The 19412-nt window shown below is 48.8% G+C and carries 13 protein-coding genes; 6 read left to right on the top strand and 7 right to left on the bottom strand.

All coding sequences use genetic code 11. From position 1 onward, the window contains the following. Positions 1 to 37: 37 nt before the first annotated feature. Positions 38 to 1963, bottom strand: a complete 1926-nt coding sequence (gene iolD, locus IB222_RS05685) for a 3D-(3,5/4)-trihydroxycyclohexane-1,2-dione acylhydrolase (decyclizing) (protein WP_149385059.1) — start codon at positions 1961 to 1963, stop codon at positions 38 to 40. Between the two features lie 11 nt (positions 1964 to 1974). Beyond that, a complete protein-coding gene (locus tag IB222_RS05680; protein ID WP_003839780.1) occupies positions 1975 to 3480 on the bottom strand; it encodes a CoA-acylating methylmalonate-semialdehyde dehydrogenase in 1506 nt (501 codons plus the stop codon). A 293-nt stretch (positions 3481 to 3773) separates the two neighbouring features. Between IB222_RS05680 and IB222_RS05675 the strand changes: the two genes are divergently transcribed. From IB222_RS05675 to IB222_RS05660, 4 genes are all read left to right on the top strand, one after another. Continuing rightward, positions 3774 to 4628 (top strand): MurR/RpiR family transcriptional regulator, encoded by an 855-nt coding sequence (locus tag IB222_RS05675; protein WP_149385060.1) that lies wholly within the window; start codon positions 3774 to 3776, stop codon positions 4626 to 4628. 231 nt (positions 4629 to 4859) lie between these two features. Continuing rightward, on the top strand, positions 4860 to 5426 hold the full coding sequence (locus IB222_RS05670; protein ID WP_148361590.1) for a Slp family lipoprotein: 567 nt from the start codon (positions 4860 to 4862) through the stop codon (positions 5424 to 5426). 280 nt (positions 5427 to 5706) lie between these two features. Further along, a complete protein-coding gene (locus IB222_RS05665) occupies positions 5707 to 6861 on the top strand; it encodes an efflux RND transporter periplasmic adaptor subunit (protein ID WP_149385061.1) in 1155 nt (384 codons plus the stop codon). Positions 6862 to 6889: 28 nt separating this feature from the next. Beyond that, complete coding sequence (locus IB222_RS05660; protein ID WP_149385062.1) at positions 6890 to 10006, top strand: efflux RND transporter permease subunit; 3117 nt, start codon at positions 6890 to 6892, stop codon at positions 10004 to 10006. Positions 10007 to 10212: 206 nt separating this feature from the next. Here the strand turns inward: IB222_RS05660 and IB222_RS05655 are convergent, their stop codons facing one another. Together IB222_RS05655 and IB222_RS05650 are read right to left on the bottom strand one after the other, a co-directional pair. Next, positions 10213 to 10560: an HdeA/HdeB family chaperone gene (locus tag IB222_RS05655; protein WP_125112795.1), complete on the bottom strand. Its 348-nt coding sequence runs from the start codon at positions 10558 to 10560 to the stop codon at positions 10213 to 10215. Continuing rightward, positions 10560 to 11156 carry a DUF308 domain-containing protein gene (locus IB222_RS05650; protein WP_003826082.1) on the bottom strand — a complete coding sequence of 199 codons (597 nt, stop codon included), beginning with the start codon at positions 11154 to 11156 and terminating at the stop codon, positions 10560 to 10562. The genes IB222_RS05655 and IB222_RS05650 overlap by 1 nt, the downstream gene beginning before the upstream one ends. Positions 11157 to 11437: 281 nt before the next feature. On the opposite strand from IB222_RS05650, the gene IB222_RS05645 reads away from it, so the two are divergent. After that, positions 11438 to 12070, top strand: coding sequence for a YfdX family protein (locus IB222_RS05645; protein WP_149385063.1), 633 nt, complete (start codon positions 11438 to 11440; stop codon positions 12068 to 12070). Positions 12071 to 12144: 74 nt separating this feature from the next. Here the strand turns inward: IB222_RS05645 and IB222_RS05640 are convergent, their stop codons facing one another. Both IB222_RS05640 and evgA read right to left on the bottom strand, forming a co-directional pair. Then, positions 12145 to 15387 (bottom strand): transporter substrate-binding domain-containing protein, encoded by a 3243-nt coding sequence (locus IB222_RS05640; RefSeq protein ID WP_149385064.1) that lies wholly within the window; start codon positions 15385 to 15387, stop codon positions 12145 to 12147. A 4-nt stretch (positions 15388 to 15391) separates the two neighbouring features. Next, entirely contained in the window at positions 15392 to 16006 is a 615-nt protein-coding gene (gene evgA / locus IB222_RS05635) for an acid-sensing system DNA-binding response regulator EvgA (RefSeq protein ID WP_008785570.1), read from the bottom strand. A gap of 842 nt (positions 16007 to 16848) precedes the next feature. Here evgA and IB222_RS05630 point away from each other — a divergent pair. After that, entirely contained in the window at positions 16849 to 18021 is a 1173-nt protein-coding gene (locus IB222_RS05630; protein WP_126956682.1) for a hypothetical protein, read from the top strand. Positions 18022 to 18111: 90 nt separating this feature from the next. On the opposite strand, the gene IB222_RS05625 is transcribed toward IB222_RS05630, so the two are convergent. Next, on the bottom strand, positions 18112 to 19398 hold the full coding sequence (locus IB222_RS05625) for an MFS transporter (protein WP_003826074.1): 1287 nt from the start codon (positions 19396 to 19398) through the stop codon (positions 18112 to 18114). Positions 19399 to 19412 lie beyond the last annotated feature (14 nt).

The following is a 19412-nucleotide window of genomic DNA, read 5'->3' as shown; positions in this document are numbered from 1 at the left end:
GCCGGATAAGCGCAGCGCCATCCGGCATTAATCGCTTTTAGTACTGACGTGCGTTTTTCACCTGCTCTAACGTCTGCTCAGCCGCTTTTCGCACCGACGGAGATTCTGCCACCTGCGCATCGCCAGTGCGCCACCAGGCGGCATAGTCGTGGGTCATGGTTTTCGGCAGGACTTTGATATCCAGCAGCACAGGCCCCGAATGCGCACAGGAGGCTTCCAGCGCCGTCAGCAGGCTTTGCTCGTCATGTACACGCCATGCCCGACAGCCGTAGCTTTCCGCGTTTTTGGCAAAATCGACCTTCACCAGCGGCCCATCCAACCGTCCGGTTTGCGGGTTACGGTGACGGTTTTCCGTACCGAAACTCCCCATCCCATGCCCCATCTGCAGGTTGTTAATACACCCGAAGCTGGCGTTATCAAACAGCAGGATAGTGACTTTTATCCCCTCCTGGACGGCGGTTTGTAGCTCGGAATGCAGCATCATGTACGAGCCATCCCCCACCATGGCATATACCGGCTGCTGCGGCTTCGCCAGCCTGGCTCCAATAGCAGCCGCAATCTCATAGCCCATACAGGAGTAACCGTATTCCAGGTGATAGCTGTCCGGGGTTTTGACCTGCCAGATACGCTGTAAATCGCCAGGTAGCGATCCGGCGGCCCCTACGACGATAGCGTTATCTTCAATGTGCTGATTGATAAGCCCCAGCACCTTCGTCTGGGTCAACCTGGTGTTTAGCGTGTCGCCATATTCCGCCAACTGAGCGTCAAGATGCCCAGCCACTTCGGGTTCGTCATCGGGACGCCAGTCGCGCTCCCATAAACGTTGGCACTCATCGCGCCAGGCCTCTTGCGCCTGGGCGACCTCCTTCCCCCAATCGCTGCGGTAGTCTTTCAGTGTTTCAGTTAATGCCGTAAGCCCGGTACGGGCGTCGGCGATAAGCGCAGTGGCATCAAGCTTCAGTGCGTCAAACTCCGCCACGTTCAGCAGCAGGAACTCAACCTCCGGATGAGAAAACAGCGCTTTCGAACCGGTGGTAAAGTCGGTGAGGCGCGTACCGATGCCGATTACCAGATCGGCTTGCGGTGCGAGCTGATTCGCTGCCATCCCTCCAGTTACCCCAATGCCTCCGAGGTTAAGTGGGTGGTCACTAACCAGCGCTCCCTTTCCGGCCTGAGTTTCGGCAAACGGCAGTTGCAGCGTTTCAACAAACGTACGAAACGCCTCATGCGCGCCGGAATATCGTACCCCGCCGCCGCATACCACCAGCGGACGGCGTTTGCGGGCAATCAGCGCCCGCGCCATCGCCATACGCTGCGGGTCGGGCGGGCGACGTTCGATCAAATGAACGCGGCGCGCAAAGAAGCTCTGCGGATAGTCCCAGGCTTCTCCCTGCACATCCTGTGGCAGGCAAATAGTTACGGCACCAGTATCTGCGGGGTCAGTAAGCGTTCGCATCGCGTTTAGCATCGCGCTCATTAACTGCTCCGGGCGGTTAATCCGGTCCCAGTATCGCGAGACCGGGCGGAAGCAGTCGTTGGTGCTGATGCCAAGGTCATGGTATTGCTCAATTTGCTGCAATACCGGGTCCGGCTGACGGCTGGCGTAGACATCGCCAGGCAACAGCAATAGCGGAATACGGTTCGCCGTCGCGGTTGCCGCGGCGGTCACCATATTCGCCGCCCCCGGCCCAACCGATGACGTCACGGCAAAAATACGCTGGCGCCGATGCTGTTTGGCGAATCCGGTCGCCATGTGCGCAATTCCCTGCTCATTACATCCCTGCATCACCTGCAAATGACCGGGATCCTGCTCCAGCGCCTGGCCAATACCGAGCACGTTACCGTGACCAAAGATGGTGGCGACGCCCTCGACAAAGGGCGTTTCCTCGCCATCGACACAGACATATTGTTGATTAAGGAATTTGACCAGCGCCTGAGCCATGGTCATACGTTCGGTTTGCATAAACCCTCCTGTCAGCCCAGCGTTGGCATGGAGAACGCTGCCCCTGTGTCCTGTAGCATCTCCGGCCAGCGTGCGGTGACGGTTTTCATCCGGGTGTAGAAGCGCACGCCATCGTTACCATGAACGTTAAGCGCACCAAAAATGGACCGCTTCCAGCCGCCAAAACTGTGGAACGCCATCGGCACTGGAATTGGAACGTTCACGCCCACCATGCCCGCCTGCACTTCTTCGCAGAAGCGACGCGCACAGCCGCCGTCGCGCGTGAAAATTGCCGTGCCATTACCATATTCATGACGGTTAATCAGTTCCACCGCGCTGCTGTAATCTGCTACGCGCACCACAGAAAGCACCGGCCCAAAAATCTCCTCTTTATAAATGGTCATTTCCGGCGTGACGTTATCGAACAGGGTCGGCCCGACAAAATAGCCCTGCTCATGGCCTTTAACGCTAAAACGCCGACCATCCACGCGCAGGCTGGCCCCCTGCGATTCCCCACTGTCGATATAACCGAGCACTTTATTACGGTGTACCGAGGAGATAAGCGGTCCCATTTCGTTTTCCGGTGTCTGATCAAGCCCCGGCCCGACACGCAGCGCCGCAATCTGTTTTTCCAGTCGCGAGCACAGCTCATCTGCCGTTTTGTCCCCTACCGCCAACACCACGGAGAGTGCCATACAGCGTTCACCCGCCGCACCGTAAGCGGCCCCCATAATGGCATTGGTTGCCATATCCATGTCGGCATCCGGCATTAAAATGCAGTGATTTTTAGCGCCACCTAACGCCTGGCAACGCTTACCGTGGGCCGATGCCGTCTGATAAATGTATTCCGCAATCGGCGTAGAGCCGACAAAGCTCACAGCCTGCACACGCGGGTCAGTTAACAGCACGTCAACGGACTCTTTGTCCCCCTGCACAACGTTGAACACGCCGTCTGGCAATCCGGCTTCTTGCAGCAGTTTGGCCAGAGCCAGGGCGAGAGAAGGGTCTTTTTCTGAGGGTTTCAGCACGAAGGTATTCCCGGTTGCCAGCGCGATGGGGAACATCCACATCGGTACCATTGCCGGAAAGTTAAACGGCGTGATCCCGACGCAAACCCCGAGCGGTTGCATCAGCGAATGGCTATCAACGCCGGTACCTACGTTGGCTGAGTGTTCGCCCTTTTGCAGATGTGGGATGCCGCAGGCAAACTCCACCACTTCCAGGCCGCGGGTCAGTTCACCAACTGCGTCAGAGAATACCTTGCCATGCTCTTCGCTGATGATGCGAGCCAGCCTCTCCATGTTTTCTTCCAACAGCGCCTTAAAGCGGAACATCACTCGCGCACGTTTTAACGGAGAATGACGCGCCCAACCGGGGAATGCGTCGTGCGCTGCCGCAATAGCCTGCTCGGTTTCCTGTGTCGTACTCATCACCACCTGGCGGATCTGCTCGCCGGTGGCCGGGTTGAAGATTGCCTGAACGCGCTGGCCTGAACCGGTGACACATTCGCCGTGGATAAAATTCGCTACTGTCTCCATCCTTAACCTCTCGCTGTTGATACGTGACTGTTACCTGAACACTGTTATCTGTGTACTATATATGAAACAAACATTCCATTTTAAGTTGAAATAAAATAAATAATGATTAATGTGATCAAGGATGGGTTTTTATGTTAACAAGCGGAATCGCATGATTAGCGTGCACTGGCAGAACGTTTCAGCGAACGGCAAGCCTGAAGCTTTTGTTTCGTTTTTACAGCCAGATGAATGAGTGACATTTCAAAGACGCGGTTTTGCGTTTAGAATCATAAAACTATGTACCAGGAGGTAAAATGACAACAGCAACCAGCCTGAACGAGCTGCAGCAGCAAATCCGCGATCGCTACGATAGCCTGAGTAAGAGGTTGCAGCAGGTGTCCCGCTATGTGCTGGATAATACCAATAGCGTGGCCTTTGATACGGTTGCCGTCATTGCTGAACGTGCCGGAGTGCCACCCTCTACGCTGATCCGCTTCGCCAATGCTTTTGACTTCACCGGCTTCAATGAAATGAAACAGCTGTTTCGTATGAACCTGGTAGAGGAAACCGCCAGCTACAGCGACCGCGCGCGCATGTTCCGTGAGATGGAAAGCGAAGCCGTACCGGAAACCCCGCTCGATATCCTGCAGGAGTTCGCCCGTTCGAATACCCAGGCGCTCCAGCAGCTGGCAGCCCGTGCCGAACCTGAAATGCTGGAACGCGCCGTACAATTGCTGGCAGAAGCCGACACCATTTACATTGCAGGTCTGCGTCGTTCGTTTAGCGTAGCGGCCTATCTCACCTACGCCCTGAGCCATCTTGAGTGTCGCCCTATTTTGCTCGACGGAATGGGCGGAATGCTGCGCGAGCAGATTAACCGCATCAAAGCGCACGATATCGTCGTGTCGATAAGCTTCTCACCTTATGCGGAAGAAACGGTGATGGTCAGCGAAACTGCGGCCAATGCCGGCGCGCGCCAGATCGTGATTACCGACAGCCAGATAAGCCCGCTGGCCACATTCAGCGATCTCTGCTTTGTGGTGAAAGAGGCGCAGGTTGACGCGTTTCGATCCCAGTCTGCGACGCTGTGCCTGGTGCAGTCGCTAGTGGTGGCGCTGGCTTACCGGCTAGGTGACGGAAGCCATGAAAACGGTCATTCTGTCGGGTGATGAGCACCGCGAAAATTGACGATCCGCTTTATTACATTCCCGCCAGCGTGATCTCTGCCGTTACTTTTATGGTCGTTGAAAATATCGTCCTCATCCAACGACCAGCTAAAATACAATCCGTTATTACCATAAGCTACAATTATATTAATATTAGATAATCAACAATGCGCGTGCTGACAATAATACGCAAAGGTTTACTATAGGCCTGTCTTTTTTAAGCAGGAAAGTAAAATGAAAAATACAAAAGGGTTGATGATTATTGCCCTTGCTTTCACCCTGGCATCATGTGCTTCCATTCCTGAGAATATCAAAGGTAATAATCAACCCGATATCCAAAAAAACTTTATCTCCGTGCATAACCAGCCCGGTTTATATACCGGTCAGCAGGCCCGTTTTGGCGGTAAAGTCATCAATGTGATTAACACCAAAAAAGATACGTTGCTGGAAATCGCCGTTCTGCCACTGAACGACTCTGCTAAGCCACAAATAGACGCGAGTTATCAGGGACGTATTCTTGCCCAGCAGAAAGGTTTCCTCGATCCGGTAAACTACAGAAACCATTTCGTGACTATTTTGGGAACAATTCAAGGAGATGAGTCAGGATTCATCAACAAAGTCCCGTACAACTTTGTTAAAGTTGATTTACAAGGAATCCAGGTTTGGCATTTAACTGAGTCTGTCAACACCACCTATAACATGTGGGATTATGGTTACGGCGCATTCTGGCCTGAGCCGATGTGGGGAGCGCCTTACTACGCCAATACAGTCACTCAGGTAACTCCGGAGCTAGTGAAATAATCCCAGAGGTAAGATGGCGCGACTATATTCCGGAGTCAGGTGTTGGCAAACACCCCCTCTCATCACCCCGTGTTTATCTTATTGCGCCATCCTGCTTCATGAGATCCTTCGCTTAACATGCATTCCTCCTGTTACATATAATTTTTAACCGCTAATGCTTTAGCGAAGAAATGGGCTTTACCCTTCTCATGCCTGACCATCTTTTGTTATTTACCGACAACTCCCCCACCCTGCATGCAATAAAAGAACATTTGTGTTTACACATTATTCAGGGATTACTATGAACAGAAAATGCTTACTGTTGATACCATTATTCTTTAGTAGCGTCATCATCACCGCCTGCGATAATAAACCTGCAGTAAAAACCGCTATGGAGCCCGAGGTCGGCGTTGTTACCTTAGCGCCCTCTTCAGTAAATATTAAAAGCGAACTTCCGGGTCGTGCGCTTGCGTTCGAGATCGCCGAAATACGCCCTCAGGTTGGTGGGATCATCATAAAACGCAACTTTATTGAAGGTGATAAAGTCAGCAAAGGAGAGTCACTGTATCAAATTGATCCAGCCCCGCTGCAGGCACGACTGGACTCAGCCAAAGGTGCGTTGGCAAAGGCACAGGCTACCGCCAATAATGTTCGTCAGACACTCAATCGGCAGTCAGCATTAATAAAATCCAATTACGTCAGCCGCCAGGACTATGACACGACGCGTTCACAGCTTAATGAAGCGCAAGCCAATGTTGCCGTCGCTAAAGCGGATCTTGAACAAGCCACCATCAATCTTCGATACGCCAATGTTACCTCGCCCATTGATGGCATCAGCGGTAAATCCTCCGTGACCGTGGGTGCCCTGGTTACTGCCAATCAGGAAAACGCGCTGGTCACCGTTCAGAGATTAGATCCGATTTATGTTGATTTAACCCAGTCAGTACAGGACTTCTTACGCCTGAAAGAAGAGAAAGCCAACGGCCAAATCGCCCAGCAACAAGGCAAAATTCCGGTTGAGCTGATGCTGGAAAACGGCAAACCCTATCGCCATACCGGTACGCTTGAGTTTTCCGATCCCGCTGTTGATGAGACCACCGGTTCGGTAACCCTGCGCGCCGTATTTCCCAATCCTGAAGGTGAAATTTTACCCGGTATGTATGTCACGGCGTTGCTGGACGAAGGCAGTCAACAAAACGTGTTGATGGTCCCCCAGCAAGGAATTACGCATAACGAGCAAGGAAAAGCCACCGCGCTGATCCTTGACCAGGAAAACGTAGTGCAACTGCGTGAAATAAACGCAGTGAAGGCCGTTGGTAATCAATGGTTAGTGACCGCGGGATTACGTCCTGGCGATCGGGTCATTGTGTCCGGATTACAAAGAATTCGTCCGGGAATCAAAGCCCGGGTCCTCCCTTCAAAACTGAACACATCTGACACGGTAGCTGAACAGTAATATTTCAGGCATTAAGGACACTTTCTTCATGGCCAACTTTTTTATTGAGCGCCCGGTTTTCGCCTGGGTGCTCGCTATTATCATGATGTTTACGGGCGGTATCGCGATAATGAACCTGCCTGTCGCCCAATATCCACAAATTGCGCCCCCAACCATTACCATCAGCGCTGCCTACCCAGGGGCTGACGCAAAGACCGTTGAAGACTCCGTCACCCAGGTGATTGAACAGAATATGAATGGTCTTGATGGCCTGATGTATATGTCATCCACCAGCGATGCGGCAGGTAATGCCTCGATTATCCTGACCTTCAAAACGGGTACGTCACCCGATATTGCGCAGGTTCAGGTACAGAATAAACTACAGCTGGCGATGCCTTCCTTGCCGCAGGAAGTACAACAGCAAGGGATCAGCGTTGATAAATCCAGTAGCAATATATTAATGGTCGCCGGTTTTATCTCTGATAATAACAGCCTGAGCCAATATGATATTGCCGACTATGTGGCCTCGAACATTAAAGATCCGCTAAGCCGCACTGCCGGGGTGGGGAGCGTGCAGTTATTCGGTTCTCAATACGCCATGCGCATCTGGTTGGATCCGCAAAAGCTCGACAAGTATAACCTCACTCCCGAGGACGTCATTACCCAGCTCAAAGTGCAGAATAATCAGATATCTGGCGGGCAATTGGGGGGCATGCCTCAGTCAGCCGATCAGCAGTTAAATGCGTCGATAATCGTCCAGACGCGTCTGCAAACGACCGATGAATTTGGCAAGATCTTCCTTAAAGTTCAGCAAGATGGTTCTCAGGTTCTGCTGCGCGATGTCGCGCGCATTGAGCTGGGTGCGGAAAATTATGCAACGGTTGCACGTTACAACGGCAAACCCGCCGCCGGGATTGCGATTAAACTTGCCGCTGGCGCCAATGCCCTGGCAACGTCCCAGGCGGTCAAACAAGAGCTGAACAGATTATCGGCCTGGTTTCCGGCCAGTATGAAAACCGTTTATCCCTATGACACCACGCCGTTTATCGAGATTTCGATTCAGGGTGTTTTTCATACTTTGATCGAGGCAATCATTCTGGTATTCCTCGTCATGTATCTGTTTTTGCAAAGTTTCCGCGCGACGCTTATCCCCACTATCGCCGTTCCGGTGGTTATCCTCGGCACCTTTGCAATACTCGACGTCGCCGGTTTTTCGATTAACACGCTCACGATGTTTGGCATGGTGCTGGCGATAGGGCTGTTGGTCGATGATGCCATCGTGGTGGTTGAGAACGTAGAACGTATTATTGCTGAAGAGCACTTGTCCCCAAAAGCGGCAACGCATAAAGCAATGGGCCAACTCCAGAGGGCGCTGGTTGGTATTGCCGTCGTGTTATCCGCCGTATTTATGCCGATGGCGTTTATGAGCGGAGCAACGGGTGAGATTTTCCGTCAGTTTTCCATCACCTTAATCTCTTCCATGCTGCTGTCGGTATTTGTGGCAATGAGCCTGACGCCAGCACTTTGCGCCATGCTGTTAAAATCTCACGAGGGAGAAAAAGCAAACACACATTTTCTGTTTACCCGTTTCAACCACTTCATGGAGAAATGCACTCAGCACTACACGGACAGCACCCGTAGACTGCTACGTCGCACAGGCCGCTATATGGTCGTCTATTTAGTCATTGGTGCGGGCATGATTGTGCTGTTTTTACGCACTCCGACCTCCTTTCTGCCTGAAGAAGATCAGGGGGTATTCATGACCACGGCACAATTGCCTTCGGGTTCAACGATGGTGAACACCAGCAAAGTGCTCGGAGAAATAACCGACTACTACCTGACAAAAGAACAGAAAAACGTCGCTTCTGTTTTCACCGTTGGCGGATTTGGTTTCAGCGGCCAGGGACAAAACAACGGTCTGGCGTTTATCAGCCTGAAGCCCTGGTCAGAACGCATTGGCGAAGAAAACTCGGTTACCGCCATTATTCGACGGGCAATGATGGCCTTAAGCACCATCAATAATGCCGTCGTTTATCCGTTCAATTTACCCGCAGTCGCGGAACTGGGGACGGCTTCAGGTTTTGATATGGAGCTACTGGATAACGGTAATCTTGGGCATGAGAAAATGATGCAGGCGCGGAACCAGCTTCTGGCTTTGGCCACCCAGTCATCCGGTGAGGTTGACGGGGTACGTCCGAACGGCCTGGAAGATACACCGATGTTCCGCATTCACGTCAACGCCAAAAAGGCTGAAGCTATGGGCGTTGCGTTATCAGATATTAATCAGACCATCTCCACCGCGTTTGGTAGTCGCTATGTTAATGATTTCCTGAACCAGGGGCGCGTAAAAAAAGTGTATGTCCAGGCCGATACGCCGTTCCGTATGTTGCCGGACAATATCAACCACTGGTACGTACGTAACGCCTCCGGCGCAATGACGCCGCTTTCCGCCTACTCATCCACCGAGTGGACCTACGGTTCTCCTCGCCTTGAACGCTACAACGGTCAACCCGCAATGGAAATTCTGGGCCAGCCGGTTGAAGGGAAAAGCAGTGGTGATGCGATGAAATTTATGGCATCGCTGATTAATAAACTGCCCGCAGGCGTCGGCTATGCCTGGACCGGTCTGTCTTATCAGGAGGCGCTATCCACAAACCAGGCACCAATGCTGTACGGCATTTCGCTGATCGTCGTGTTTCTGGCGCTGGCGGCACTGTATGAAAGCTGGTCGATCCCGTTCTCGGTGATGCTGGTTGTGCCAATCGGGGTGGTCGGCGCTTTACTGGCTACCGATCTGCGCGGCCTGAGCAATGATGTTTATTTCCAGGTAGGCCTGCTCACCACCATGGGGCTGTCGGCTAAAAACGCCATTCTGATCGTCGAGTTTGCCGTCGAGATTATGCAGAAAGAAGGGAAAACGCCGCTTGAAGCTGCAGTGGAAGCCGCGCAAATGCGCTTACGTCCAATTCTGATGACCTCACTGGCCTTCATCCTGGGGGTTATTCCGCTGGCAATAAGCAACGGCGCGGGCTCTGGTGCGCAAAATGCCGTCGGTACGGGGGTTATCGGAGGGATGCTGGCCGCGACGGTACTGGCAATCTATTTTGTTCCAGTGTTCTTTGTCCTCGTTGAAAATACGTTAGCGCGATTTAAAGCTCGACGCTGATCCCCTGCCCTATCCCTGGGTTTAGATTATTAAATCCCAGGGATAGGGCTTCGTTTGTCAGGTCTACGGTTATTAGCGGGCACGGCTATCCAGAGAATTTCTCGTGGATAGCAGGGTAAGCATTACGCGGATTTTTTGTAGGGAACGACTGGGGTAGGTACAGAGGTTGTCAGTTCTAACGAATGCCAGGCTATCAAAACGGTTAATCAATAGTGCAGACCGGAACCTTTCAGATTTACAGCCAGTTCACCCAGTTTTGTATTCGGATGCTGATGGCACATTTTAACCATTTTCGGTACAGCTTCCGTTTCCACCTCATGCAGGGGAACATAATCATCGCCTTTAAAGTCCGAATTTTTATTAACAATCACAAAGGCAATTGCCGTCTTGTATTGCTGACTCATATCAACAAATTCTTTACAGGTCATATCTTGTGGCGCAGCTTCCGTTGCCTGAGTAGCCAAAGCACGGGTCATTGGCGCCATAATAGAGGTCACAAGAATAGCTGCAGAAACCATCATCTTAATATTCACTATGCGCTCCAGAAGTAGCATTAATTTTTATCGGCGAGCTTATCAGTTTTAACCAGCGTCGCATTTCTACGCAGACTGATAAAAGCTAAAGAACTAAAGATCATCTCGACACCAATAAAGATTGAGGTAAATACATACGATCTGTCGGGATCCATATTCAGCCATACGCCGGCAATAAGCAGGTCAAAAATACCAATAAAAATGTTCCATCCATAACCCGGACTGCGGAACAGTTTGACCCCAGAGGCGATACGAAAAATCCCCCCCAGAATAAACAGGCAGCAAAATACCATTGCCAATGAATTCATGCCTATCACAGGATTCACGAGGAAACAGTAACCCAGCAGTAACCACGCGATAGCAAAAAAGGCATAGGTAAATTTGGCTTTCAATTGCTTTTTACCTGAGCTAAACAGGCTATAAATAGAATAGAAACCACATACCAGGAACATAAAGCCGGTTGCATAGCTTAAATAAACACCTGCAGCAATCGGATAAATTAAGCAGCAGATGCCGCAAATCAACATCAGCACCGCCATAATCGTCGCGTGCTTTTTATAATGAACGAGTGTTTTTTCATTAAACGCTCTCAGGCTACGCTGATTAAAAACAAACATACATCCTCCGTTATACATAAACGCAATGTAACCTGTTGACACAAGAATTATTACTCACTCAACATATGTTACTTACAGTGGAATGATAAGACTTCCGCTAAGGAAGCGTATATAAGAACAAGAGAATGTCGCTATACGTATATTCCTACACATGTCAGACATCTGACACGTGTAGGATTAAACGGTCATTATTCTGTCCCGGCTCTGATTTCGCTCTTTAATATTATTTAATATGCTTATTGCGTTTGGTGACATATACCAAATTTATTCAGGAGAAAGTAATGAAAAAGATTATTCTTGCGGGTGTGCTTGCAACCATGATGGGTTCAGCACCAGTGATGGCTGCTACTGCTACCACAACCACTGCGGCGCAAGCTGCTACCGCAAATGTACAAAAAGAAGCTGCCGATGTTATGCAGGTCGCAGTGCAAGGCGCAAATGCGATGCGTGATATTCAGCTTGCTCGTCTGGCCCTGTTTCATGGACAGCCTGACAGCGCTAAAAAATTAACCGATGACGCCGCTTCCCTGCTGGCAGGCGACAGCAAAGATTGGGCGAAATTTGTAAAAGCTGCGCCTAAAGCCAAGATGATTGACGATCAGTACGTGGTTATTAACGCTACGATCGCGCTGTCAGAAGACTATATTGCTACTCCGGCCAAAGAGTCTGCTATCAAAACAGCTAATGGCAAAATGGCCAAAGGCGACTGGAAAGGTGCAGTGGATACCCTGCAACTGGCTGGTATCAGCGTGCTTCAGACCCAATACCTGATGCCTCTGAATCAGACTCGTAAAGCCGTTGCCAGCGCGCAAAAACTGCTGTCTTCCGGTAAATACTATGAAGCAAACCTTGTGTTAAAAGGTGCTGAAGATGGCATTGTGGTCGATAGCGAGATGATCGGCGCAGGCCAGTAGTACTCAGCACTACGGAGTGTTGAACCAGGACTTTCTCTCCTGATCGGGCAGCTACGGCTACCCGATCAGGGGGATTAATGGCTAATCAGACTGTCTATCTCAATCTCAATTTCCCGCATAACAGCAATAATCTTCTGCAATGCCTCCTGGCGTACTGCCAGAGGAAGATCGTCATGTCGTCTGGATTCGAAAGGTTCGCACAGGTTTTGTAGCGCAGTGATGCCCAGAATTTGCGCCGAGCCATGCAACCGGTGAAGAGCGCGCAAAAACAGCTGAGGTTCATCTTGCAGAACGGCCTTCTCAGCCGCTTGTATATCATTCAGCGTTGCCTCGCGAAATGTCTCAAGGATCTCGTTCATTAGTGCGCGATCGCCGCCGGTATTTTCCGTCAACACATTGAATTTCAAATGCCGGATTGTACAAGGAGACGCATAACCAGTTTCGATTTTACTCAATTCATGGGTCAGTGTCTGAATCGACACAGGTTTGAACAGGCACAAATTCATACCATTTTGCAGGCATCGATCGCGTGACTGTGGAAGTGCGCTGGCCGTCAGTCCCCATATTTGTAAATTCGGCTGTTGACGACGTAGCGAAGCCGCGAGATCAAACCCGTCTTTTTTCGGCATGTTTACATCGGTTATCAGCAGATCGTACGATTTCTTCGCCAGTTTGGCTTCTGCTTCCTCCCCATCACACGCTTCATCCACGCTGTAGCCAATGGCATTCAACTGTCGCTTGAGCAGCAGGCGATTGGTTGGGTTGTCGTCTGCAATCAAAATAGACAGACACGGCAGCGGTAACAGAGTTCCAGGCGCATCGCCATCCGGTACAATCGACTGTCGAGCCGTTTCAACCGGCAGCGTTATGGTAAACGTGGTTCCTTGCAACGGGACGCTCATCAATTCCAGCGTCCCACCCATCAGCGTCACCAGTTCTTTACAGATAAATAACCCCAGACCGGAACCGGTTTGTTGACGCCCGCAGCGCCCCTGAGCGTAACGATGAAATAATCCCGCCTGCTCCTCTTCACTAATCCCGCAACCGGTGTCGCTAATGGCGATGGTCAGGGTACCGTGATTCTCCCCGTCAGGCGTCAAACGGGCCGTCACATGAATACTGCCCTGCTCGGTAAACTTCAACGCATTGCCCACCAGGTTGGTGAGAATTTGCCGCAAAGCCTGCTGATCGACAAATACCCGTTCGTTTGCCGGCAACTGGCTAACGCAAGCCAGCGTAATACCTTTCTGTCTGGCTAAAGCATCGAAAGAGTGGCACTGCAATTCAATGAGCTGCGAGAGATCCGTCCATTGAGGAACAACCTGGTATTTACCAGACTCTATCTTATCCACATCCAGAATCTTACCGATTAGCCCAAGCAATGACTGGGCCGTCGCCCCGGTAAGGGCAATCGCCTCTTTTCGCTGTGCCGGGCTGAGTTCTGAACTCGACAGTAATTCCACAAAGCCAACAATCGAACTTACCGGGGTACGTAATTCATGGCTCATACTTGCCAGAAAGCGACTTTTGGCCTTGGTTGCTTCAATCGCTTTATTCTTTTCGTTTTCCAGTTCTTGAGATAATGCTTCTTTGAGATGAAGCTGCTCTTCCAGTAGCCGCTGCGATTGTTTCCTTTTATTTACCTCACGGGAGAGTGAGATCCCCCAGATTAGGCTGATCGCTATCAGCAGCAGGGCGAATACCCCCAGTTGATAGAACTGTTTGCTATATCGACTCCAGAAATCGACCTGCGTATTGGAAATTTTCGACCACCTCTCTGTCATCTGCAAAATTTCACGTGGCGGTATGGCCTGCAGCGCTTTATCCATAACAGACTTCAACATCGGCTCGCGGGGAGAGATTGCAAAACTTACCGACGCACCAGGCATATCTGGAAGTCTAAAAAAGTGCATATTTTTCTGGTAGTAATGATCGACCATAAATCTTGCCGACAATTCGGTAGCGATTGCCGCATCAACGCTGCCCTCCTTGACCATGGCCATCGCAACGCTGCCAGTATCCGCATTCACCCAGGTGGCCTGCGGATAGCGTTGCTTCAGCTCGCTTTCCAGCACATGCCCGGCAGGCAAAGCAATGCGTATCGGCTTCTCCAGTAGCGAGTCGGCGGTTTCCTCACGGGAAGTGATCATCACAAATGCCACATTCATCAGCGGATCGCTAAAGGCCGAATTGCTCGGGTTTTGATGAGTTAGCGTGATAGTGGGATACATATCCCACTGTTCGCCGCTTATTTGCTTTGTCTGCTCACTTTTGGAGCTAGCTAAAATGGGTTCAAAATCGAGCCCCGTTTGCAGATGAATAATATTCAGCAAATCACCAACAATACCGCGTAACTCACCACTGCGATCGACCAGCGTATAGGGCGAGTAATCTGGGTTGATTAAAATGCGGATAACATGCTTTTTCTTCAACCACGCTTTTTCCTGATCGGTGAAAGGAATAGGCGCATTCAGATAGGCAAGGTTGCCGCGGTTCAGCCAGTTCTGCATGACTTGCATATGAATTTCATTACTGATTGACGTAATGAAACCATCAAGAATATTTCTTAATACAGGCTGATCTTCGTTAACGACAAAATAATTATATTGTTCTTGCTTATCAAAGTAGTGCGTAATAACCAGTGATTGTGAGAAGTATCGAGAGATACAATGACTGCTGGTGATATTGTTACCAATATAATATTGGTTATCGCCATTCACTACCGACGCCATAGCCTGATACTCGTCGTCATAAAATGAGACTTTAGCCTCAGGAAAAGCCCCCTGGATAACATCGAGAAAAGGGCAATCCCGCACACACGCGACGCTAACCTGATGGTTCGTGGTCAGCGGCAGCAGAGTGTTTTTTAGCGATGTTACAAGCGTCGGCCATGTGGTCAGCAATGCCGAAGTGCGCAACAGATTTCCGCCAACATCCTGGCGTCGTGACAGTTGGGTTATCAGCGTATCAACATCGTTATTGGCGAGCGCGGCCTGCGCCTCTTGCTCATTATCATACTGCTTTATAATGATTTTTAGATTGAGGTTCTTTTGCATTAACGCAAGGTAATCCGCGTTGACGCCCCGATAATATTCACCGCTATTTTGATAAACAATGGGGGAGACTTCCGGTAACCAGGTGCCAACAACCAAGGTTTTTTTATGCGCTAACCAGTTTGTTTCTTCCCTGTTCAAGCCGATATTTTGCACTGAGGTATTATAGTTACTTTTTAGCTCAACTTGCCGAGCTGAGCTTACACCCGTAGACAACCCGATGGTAAAGATGACCATCAAAAAAATAAAAAAGCGTTCCAGCATTACTCTATCCTATTTTATTTCTCTGCGCATAATCATAAATTTCCATTAATGATGAACAATCTAATTTTTCCATCAACCGGCTTTTATAGGTACTTACCGTTTTATTACTGATATTCATTTTGCTGGCAATTGTGCTGTAATCCATGCCATTAAGGATATAACGCAATACTCTCATTTCCTGGTTCGACAACGTATCAAGCTTATCCTGCTCGCTGACGGATGAACCAGTAAAATGCTCAAGGGAAAAGGGAAAATAGCTATAGCCATTTTTTGCTGCTTCGATTGCGGCAAGAATATTATTCATACCTTCTTTTTTACTCACAAATCCGTTGGCACCGTATTCGGCGCTACGTTTGCCGTAAAAAAATTCATTTTTGGCTGAAATGATAATGATTACACCAGCATAGTGCCGCTTTCTCAGCTGCTCCAGCACTTCGATGCCACTGATACCCGGAATATCCACATCGATAATCAACAGCTCCGGTTTGGTTTTTTCAACGGTTTGAACCACTTGATCCCCACTGTCGAGTTCGGTGGTCACAGCGATACCATTGGTATCGAGTAAGTTGCGGATGGCAATGCGAGCCAATGGGTGATCGTCAACGATTATCGCGTTCATTGCGTATAAGAATCCCGATAAATAAAGAGAGGCGATGGCTATAGAGCAGATGAGTCTTCAATATTATGTTTTATAAACGCAAGACTTTAAGAGGAAAATTCTAGCATAGCCACGCGTATATTTTATTATTTTTTCATAATTCGAATGAATAAATCATAAAAATAACATTTTGATTTACAAAAATTAAACTTTGAACCTTTGTGAATATCAAATCATTAACACAACGTAAAGGAAAATTCCTACACATGTAGGACAGGCCTTTCATTTATTAGGGTTCATTCTTAACAAAGTTATTAATATCAATAGCGTAGTAATCATTAGAACCGTAAAAATACGGAAAATGCCCCTCATCTGACGAACATTCCGTTAGGGTGGCATGGTGGAAAGCCGCCATCAAATAGCCGCTTACGTTGAACATTCCCATGCATATTTCTATGCCAGCAACTTTACATTACAAACAAATATTATTTTTCAATACGTTGCCTACGACCGTTTTTTGTTAATTTTATTTCTATATGAAATTATCCTACACTTGTCTTTATGCTTAAATAAAGCAGAAACAGCGCATTTTCAAATTTCCAGGTTACATCGATGCGCTGCTAAAAAAATAAGATAGCGCATTTTTTCATACTTTCGGGTGATAACAATTTTACTAACCTGAATTTTGGAGAAACTGTAAACACAGAGGGATCGTACACTGGCACAACCTGGCGGGAAGAAAAACCGGCCAACGTTAAAAGCACCACTTTCACATTCTAAGGAGAAAAATAGGTTACCAGAACAGCAACTTACGTTTCGCTTCTGGTAGTAAGCAAAGCAATTGATTGATGGCGTATAGCAAAATGAATCAAATACGAGAATCATTAAACAATGTTGTATTCCCTGACACAATGCCTGACGCATGGCCTTATCAATCCTGGTGTTCACCTGAAGATATTGATACCGATATTACATGGTACTCATTTACTGAGCTGGATTTGATGATCGAAGCATGGCTGGGTAAAGACTCACTCATCCCGGTGAACAAAACCGTATGGGGTTTTGTTAACGAAAATGAACCATTAATCCAGATAGTTATCCACGAAGATATTGCATATATTGCAATTAATCACAGATTCTATTCATGGGTAATTATTGTTGCGGGAGCATACAACTTAAACATCAGTCTCGATCTTGCCTCCATATTTAAACACACAGCCTTAGCCGATACAGCACTATGCATTATAGCCAATCGCGTTGACATACATTCAGTAGAGGTTTCTCTTAACACCGCCCGATCTTTTATGAACTTTGTTTTCTTTCATGAATTGGTTCATTTGATGTGTTACCAACATCAATACATCAAGATGAATGGCAACCAACTTCCGTATATCAGGACCATGGAGTTTATTGCCGACTTTTTAGCGTACGAACATTCACTCATGCCTGTAACATACGAATATACCGTACAAAAAGACAACTGGGATCTGCAGATGAGCACCGCTCGATGCCTTGGCTTTGTCATCGCGTCCTATTTCATCATTAAGACGAAACAGATCAACAATTTAAATATATATCCATCCATAAATGAAAGAACCACCTTGTTGCTGAGTTATATATTATCGCCATCTTTAACGCGGAGTGAACGGGAGGGATTACTGCTAAAATATGAAGCCAGTGGAATAATGGATGCTTATATCCGGCGAGGAAAGTTAGGATTTAATATTGGCAATAATGATTCCCTCATCTCGACTGACTATTCTGCATGTCGTTGTAATTGCAGCAAATGCAGTGCATTCGCCAACGAGATATGTAACAAGGCCAAACCATTGAACAGCGAAGTATTAAACCATATGAGCATTTATACAGAATGCTTCCCTAAAAATAAGGTTTTTTACCCCTTTCCTGTTATAGATAAAAGAGATAACAAAACATCTCATTTTTGTAGTTTACAAAATCCTATACTGTTTTCCTTAGAGAAAACGATTAAAAGATCCTCTGCATTTCTTTCCAACCGATTCCTGAGTTTCCACTAAGAGCCTAATGGGATAGGCTCTAAATCACTTATTTCCGTCATCCTTAATGTGGCTCTGGAACAGCAGAGCCACAAGAGAGAGAAACATTAATCAGGCTTTACTGGGCAACGCCCCCACTGCGTGCGAACTTTTGACTGTCAGCGTAACGACAGCTGAGCACAACAGTGCAGCAATCATAAAGATAAAGGCGCTGTTATAGCTTCCGCCGCTGCTTTGGATAAGCCAGCCGATGATCGGCGCTGATACAACCCCTGCCATCTGGCCACCAAAGTTAACAATACCGGATGCCCGCCCCATGATGTTGCTCGGGATCGTATCCATCAGAATGCCCCAGAACGTCGCCATGGCAAAGAACATGAACAGGGCTGAGACACACTGATAAACCACCGCCATATCTGCACTGCTCACGCTGAAAGTCAGATACAGGAATCCCGCGGCAATAACAGAGGTTACAACATACAGCGTTTTACGCTGGGGTTTGAATTTGTCTGAGCAATAACCGCCTAATAATGTTCCGCCTGCCCCGAACAGGAAAGGTATGGCCGCCATGACACCGGTCTTTGCCAGAGAAAATTCTCGTACGGTAATCAGGTAGCTTGGCAGCCAGGTTGAAAAACCCCAGAAGGTGATATCAAACAAAAACCAGATGCTGGCCATTTGCCAGAGCACCGGCATTTTGAGTACGTCTTTAAACGCGATAGCACTGGTGTTTTGCAGGCTCCCCTGATCGTCAGCAGCCAGCTCAGCCAGGTCTTGCTGCGTAATGGCAGGGTGATCTTTCGGGTTGTCACGCGTAAATAAGTAGATACCTGCCGCGATAAACAGACCGGGAATACCCAGCACGATAAAAACCATGTGCCAGCCAAATGCCCCGATGATGCTTGCCGCCACAACTACCGCCAGCGCTGGGCCTAAGGTGTTCACCGTTGACTGAATCGCCGTGGCGCGGCCACGCTCTTTCGACGGGAAATAGGTTGATATCATCTTCCATGAGGCCGACGGGAAACATCCCTCACCGATACCAAAGAAGAACCGTACTGCTAACATCAGCGGCAGCGTCAGCACAGCGCCGGTTAAGCTGGTGAACACAGACCACCATGCAATACCAATGGCCATGATTTTGCGCGAGCCAAACTTATCTGCCAGTAATCCACCGGGAATTTGAAACGCGGCATAACCAATAAAAAAGGCGCTAATAATTAAACCTTGTTGAGTCGTATCAAGATTTAAATCTTTACCAATATAAGGGAGCGAAACGCTCATCACCATTCTGTCGAGAAAAGAGAGCAGCCACGCCAGCCAGATCAGGGTCAGGACGGTATATCTTGCTTTCCAGGTCTTGGGTTTACCTGAAGGTAAAGACGTTTGTAGGTTCATTGTGATGTCCTTAG

The organism is Citrobacter sp. C13 (assembly GCF_014596815.2).
Classification (GTDB): Bacteria; Pseudomonadota; Gammaproteobacteria; order Enterobacterales; family Enterobacteriaceae; genus Citrobacter; species Citrobacter portucalensis.
The sequence above is the reverse complement of the archived record's forward strand: the minus strand, read 5'-3'. Positions and strand labels throughout refer to the sequence as shown.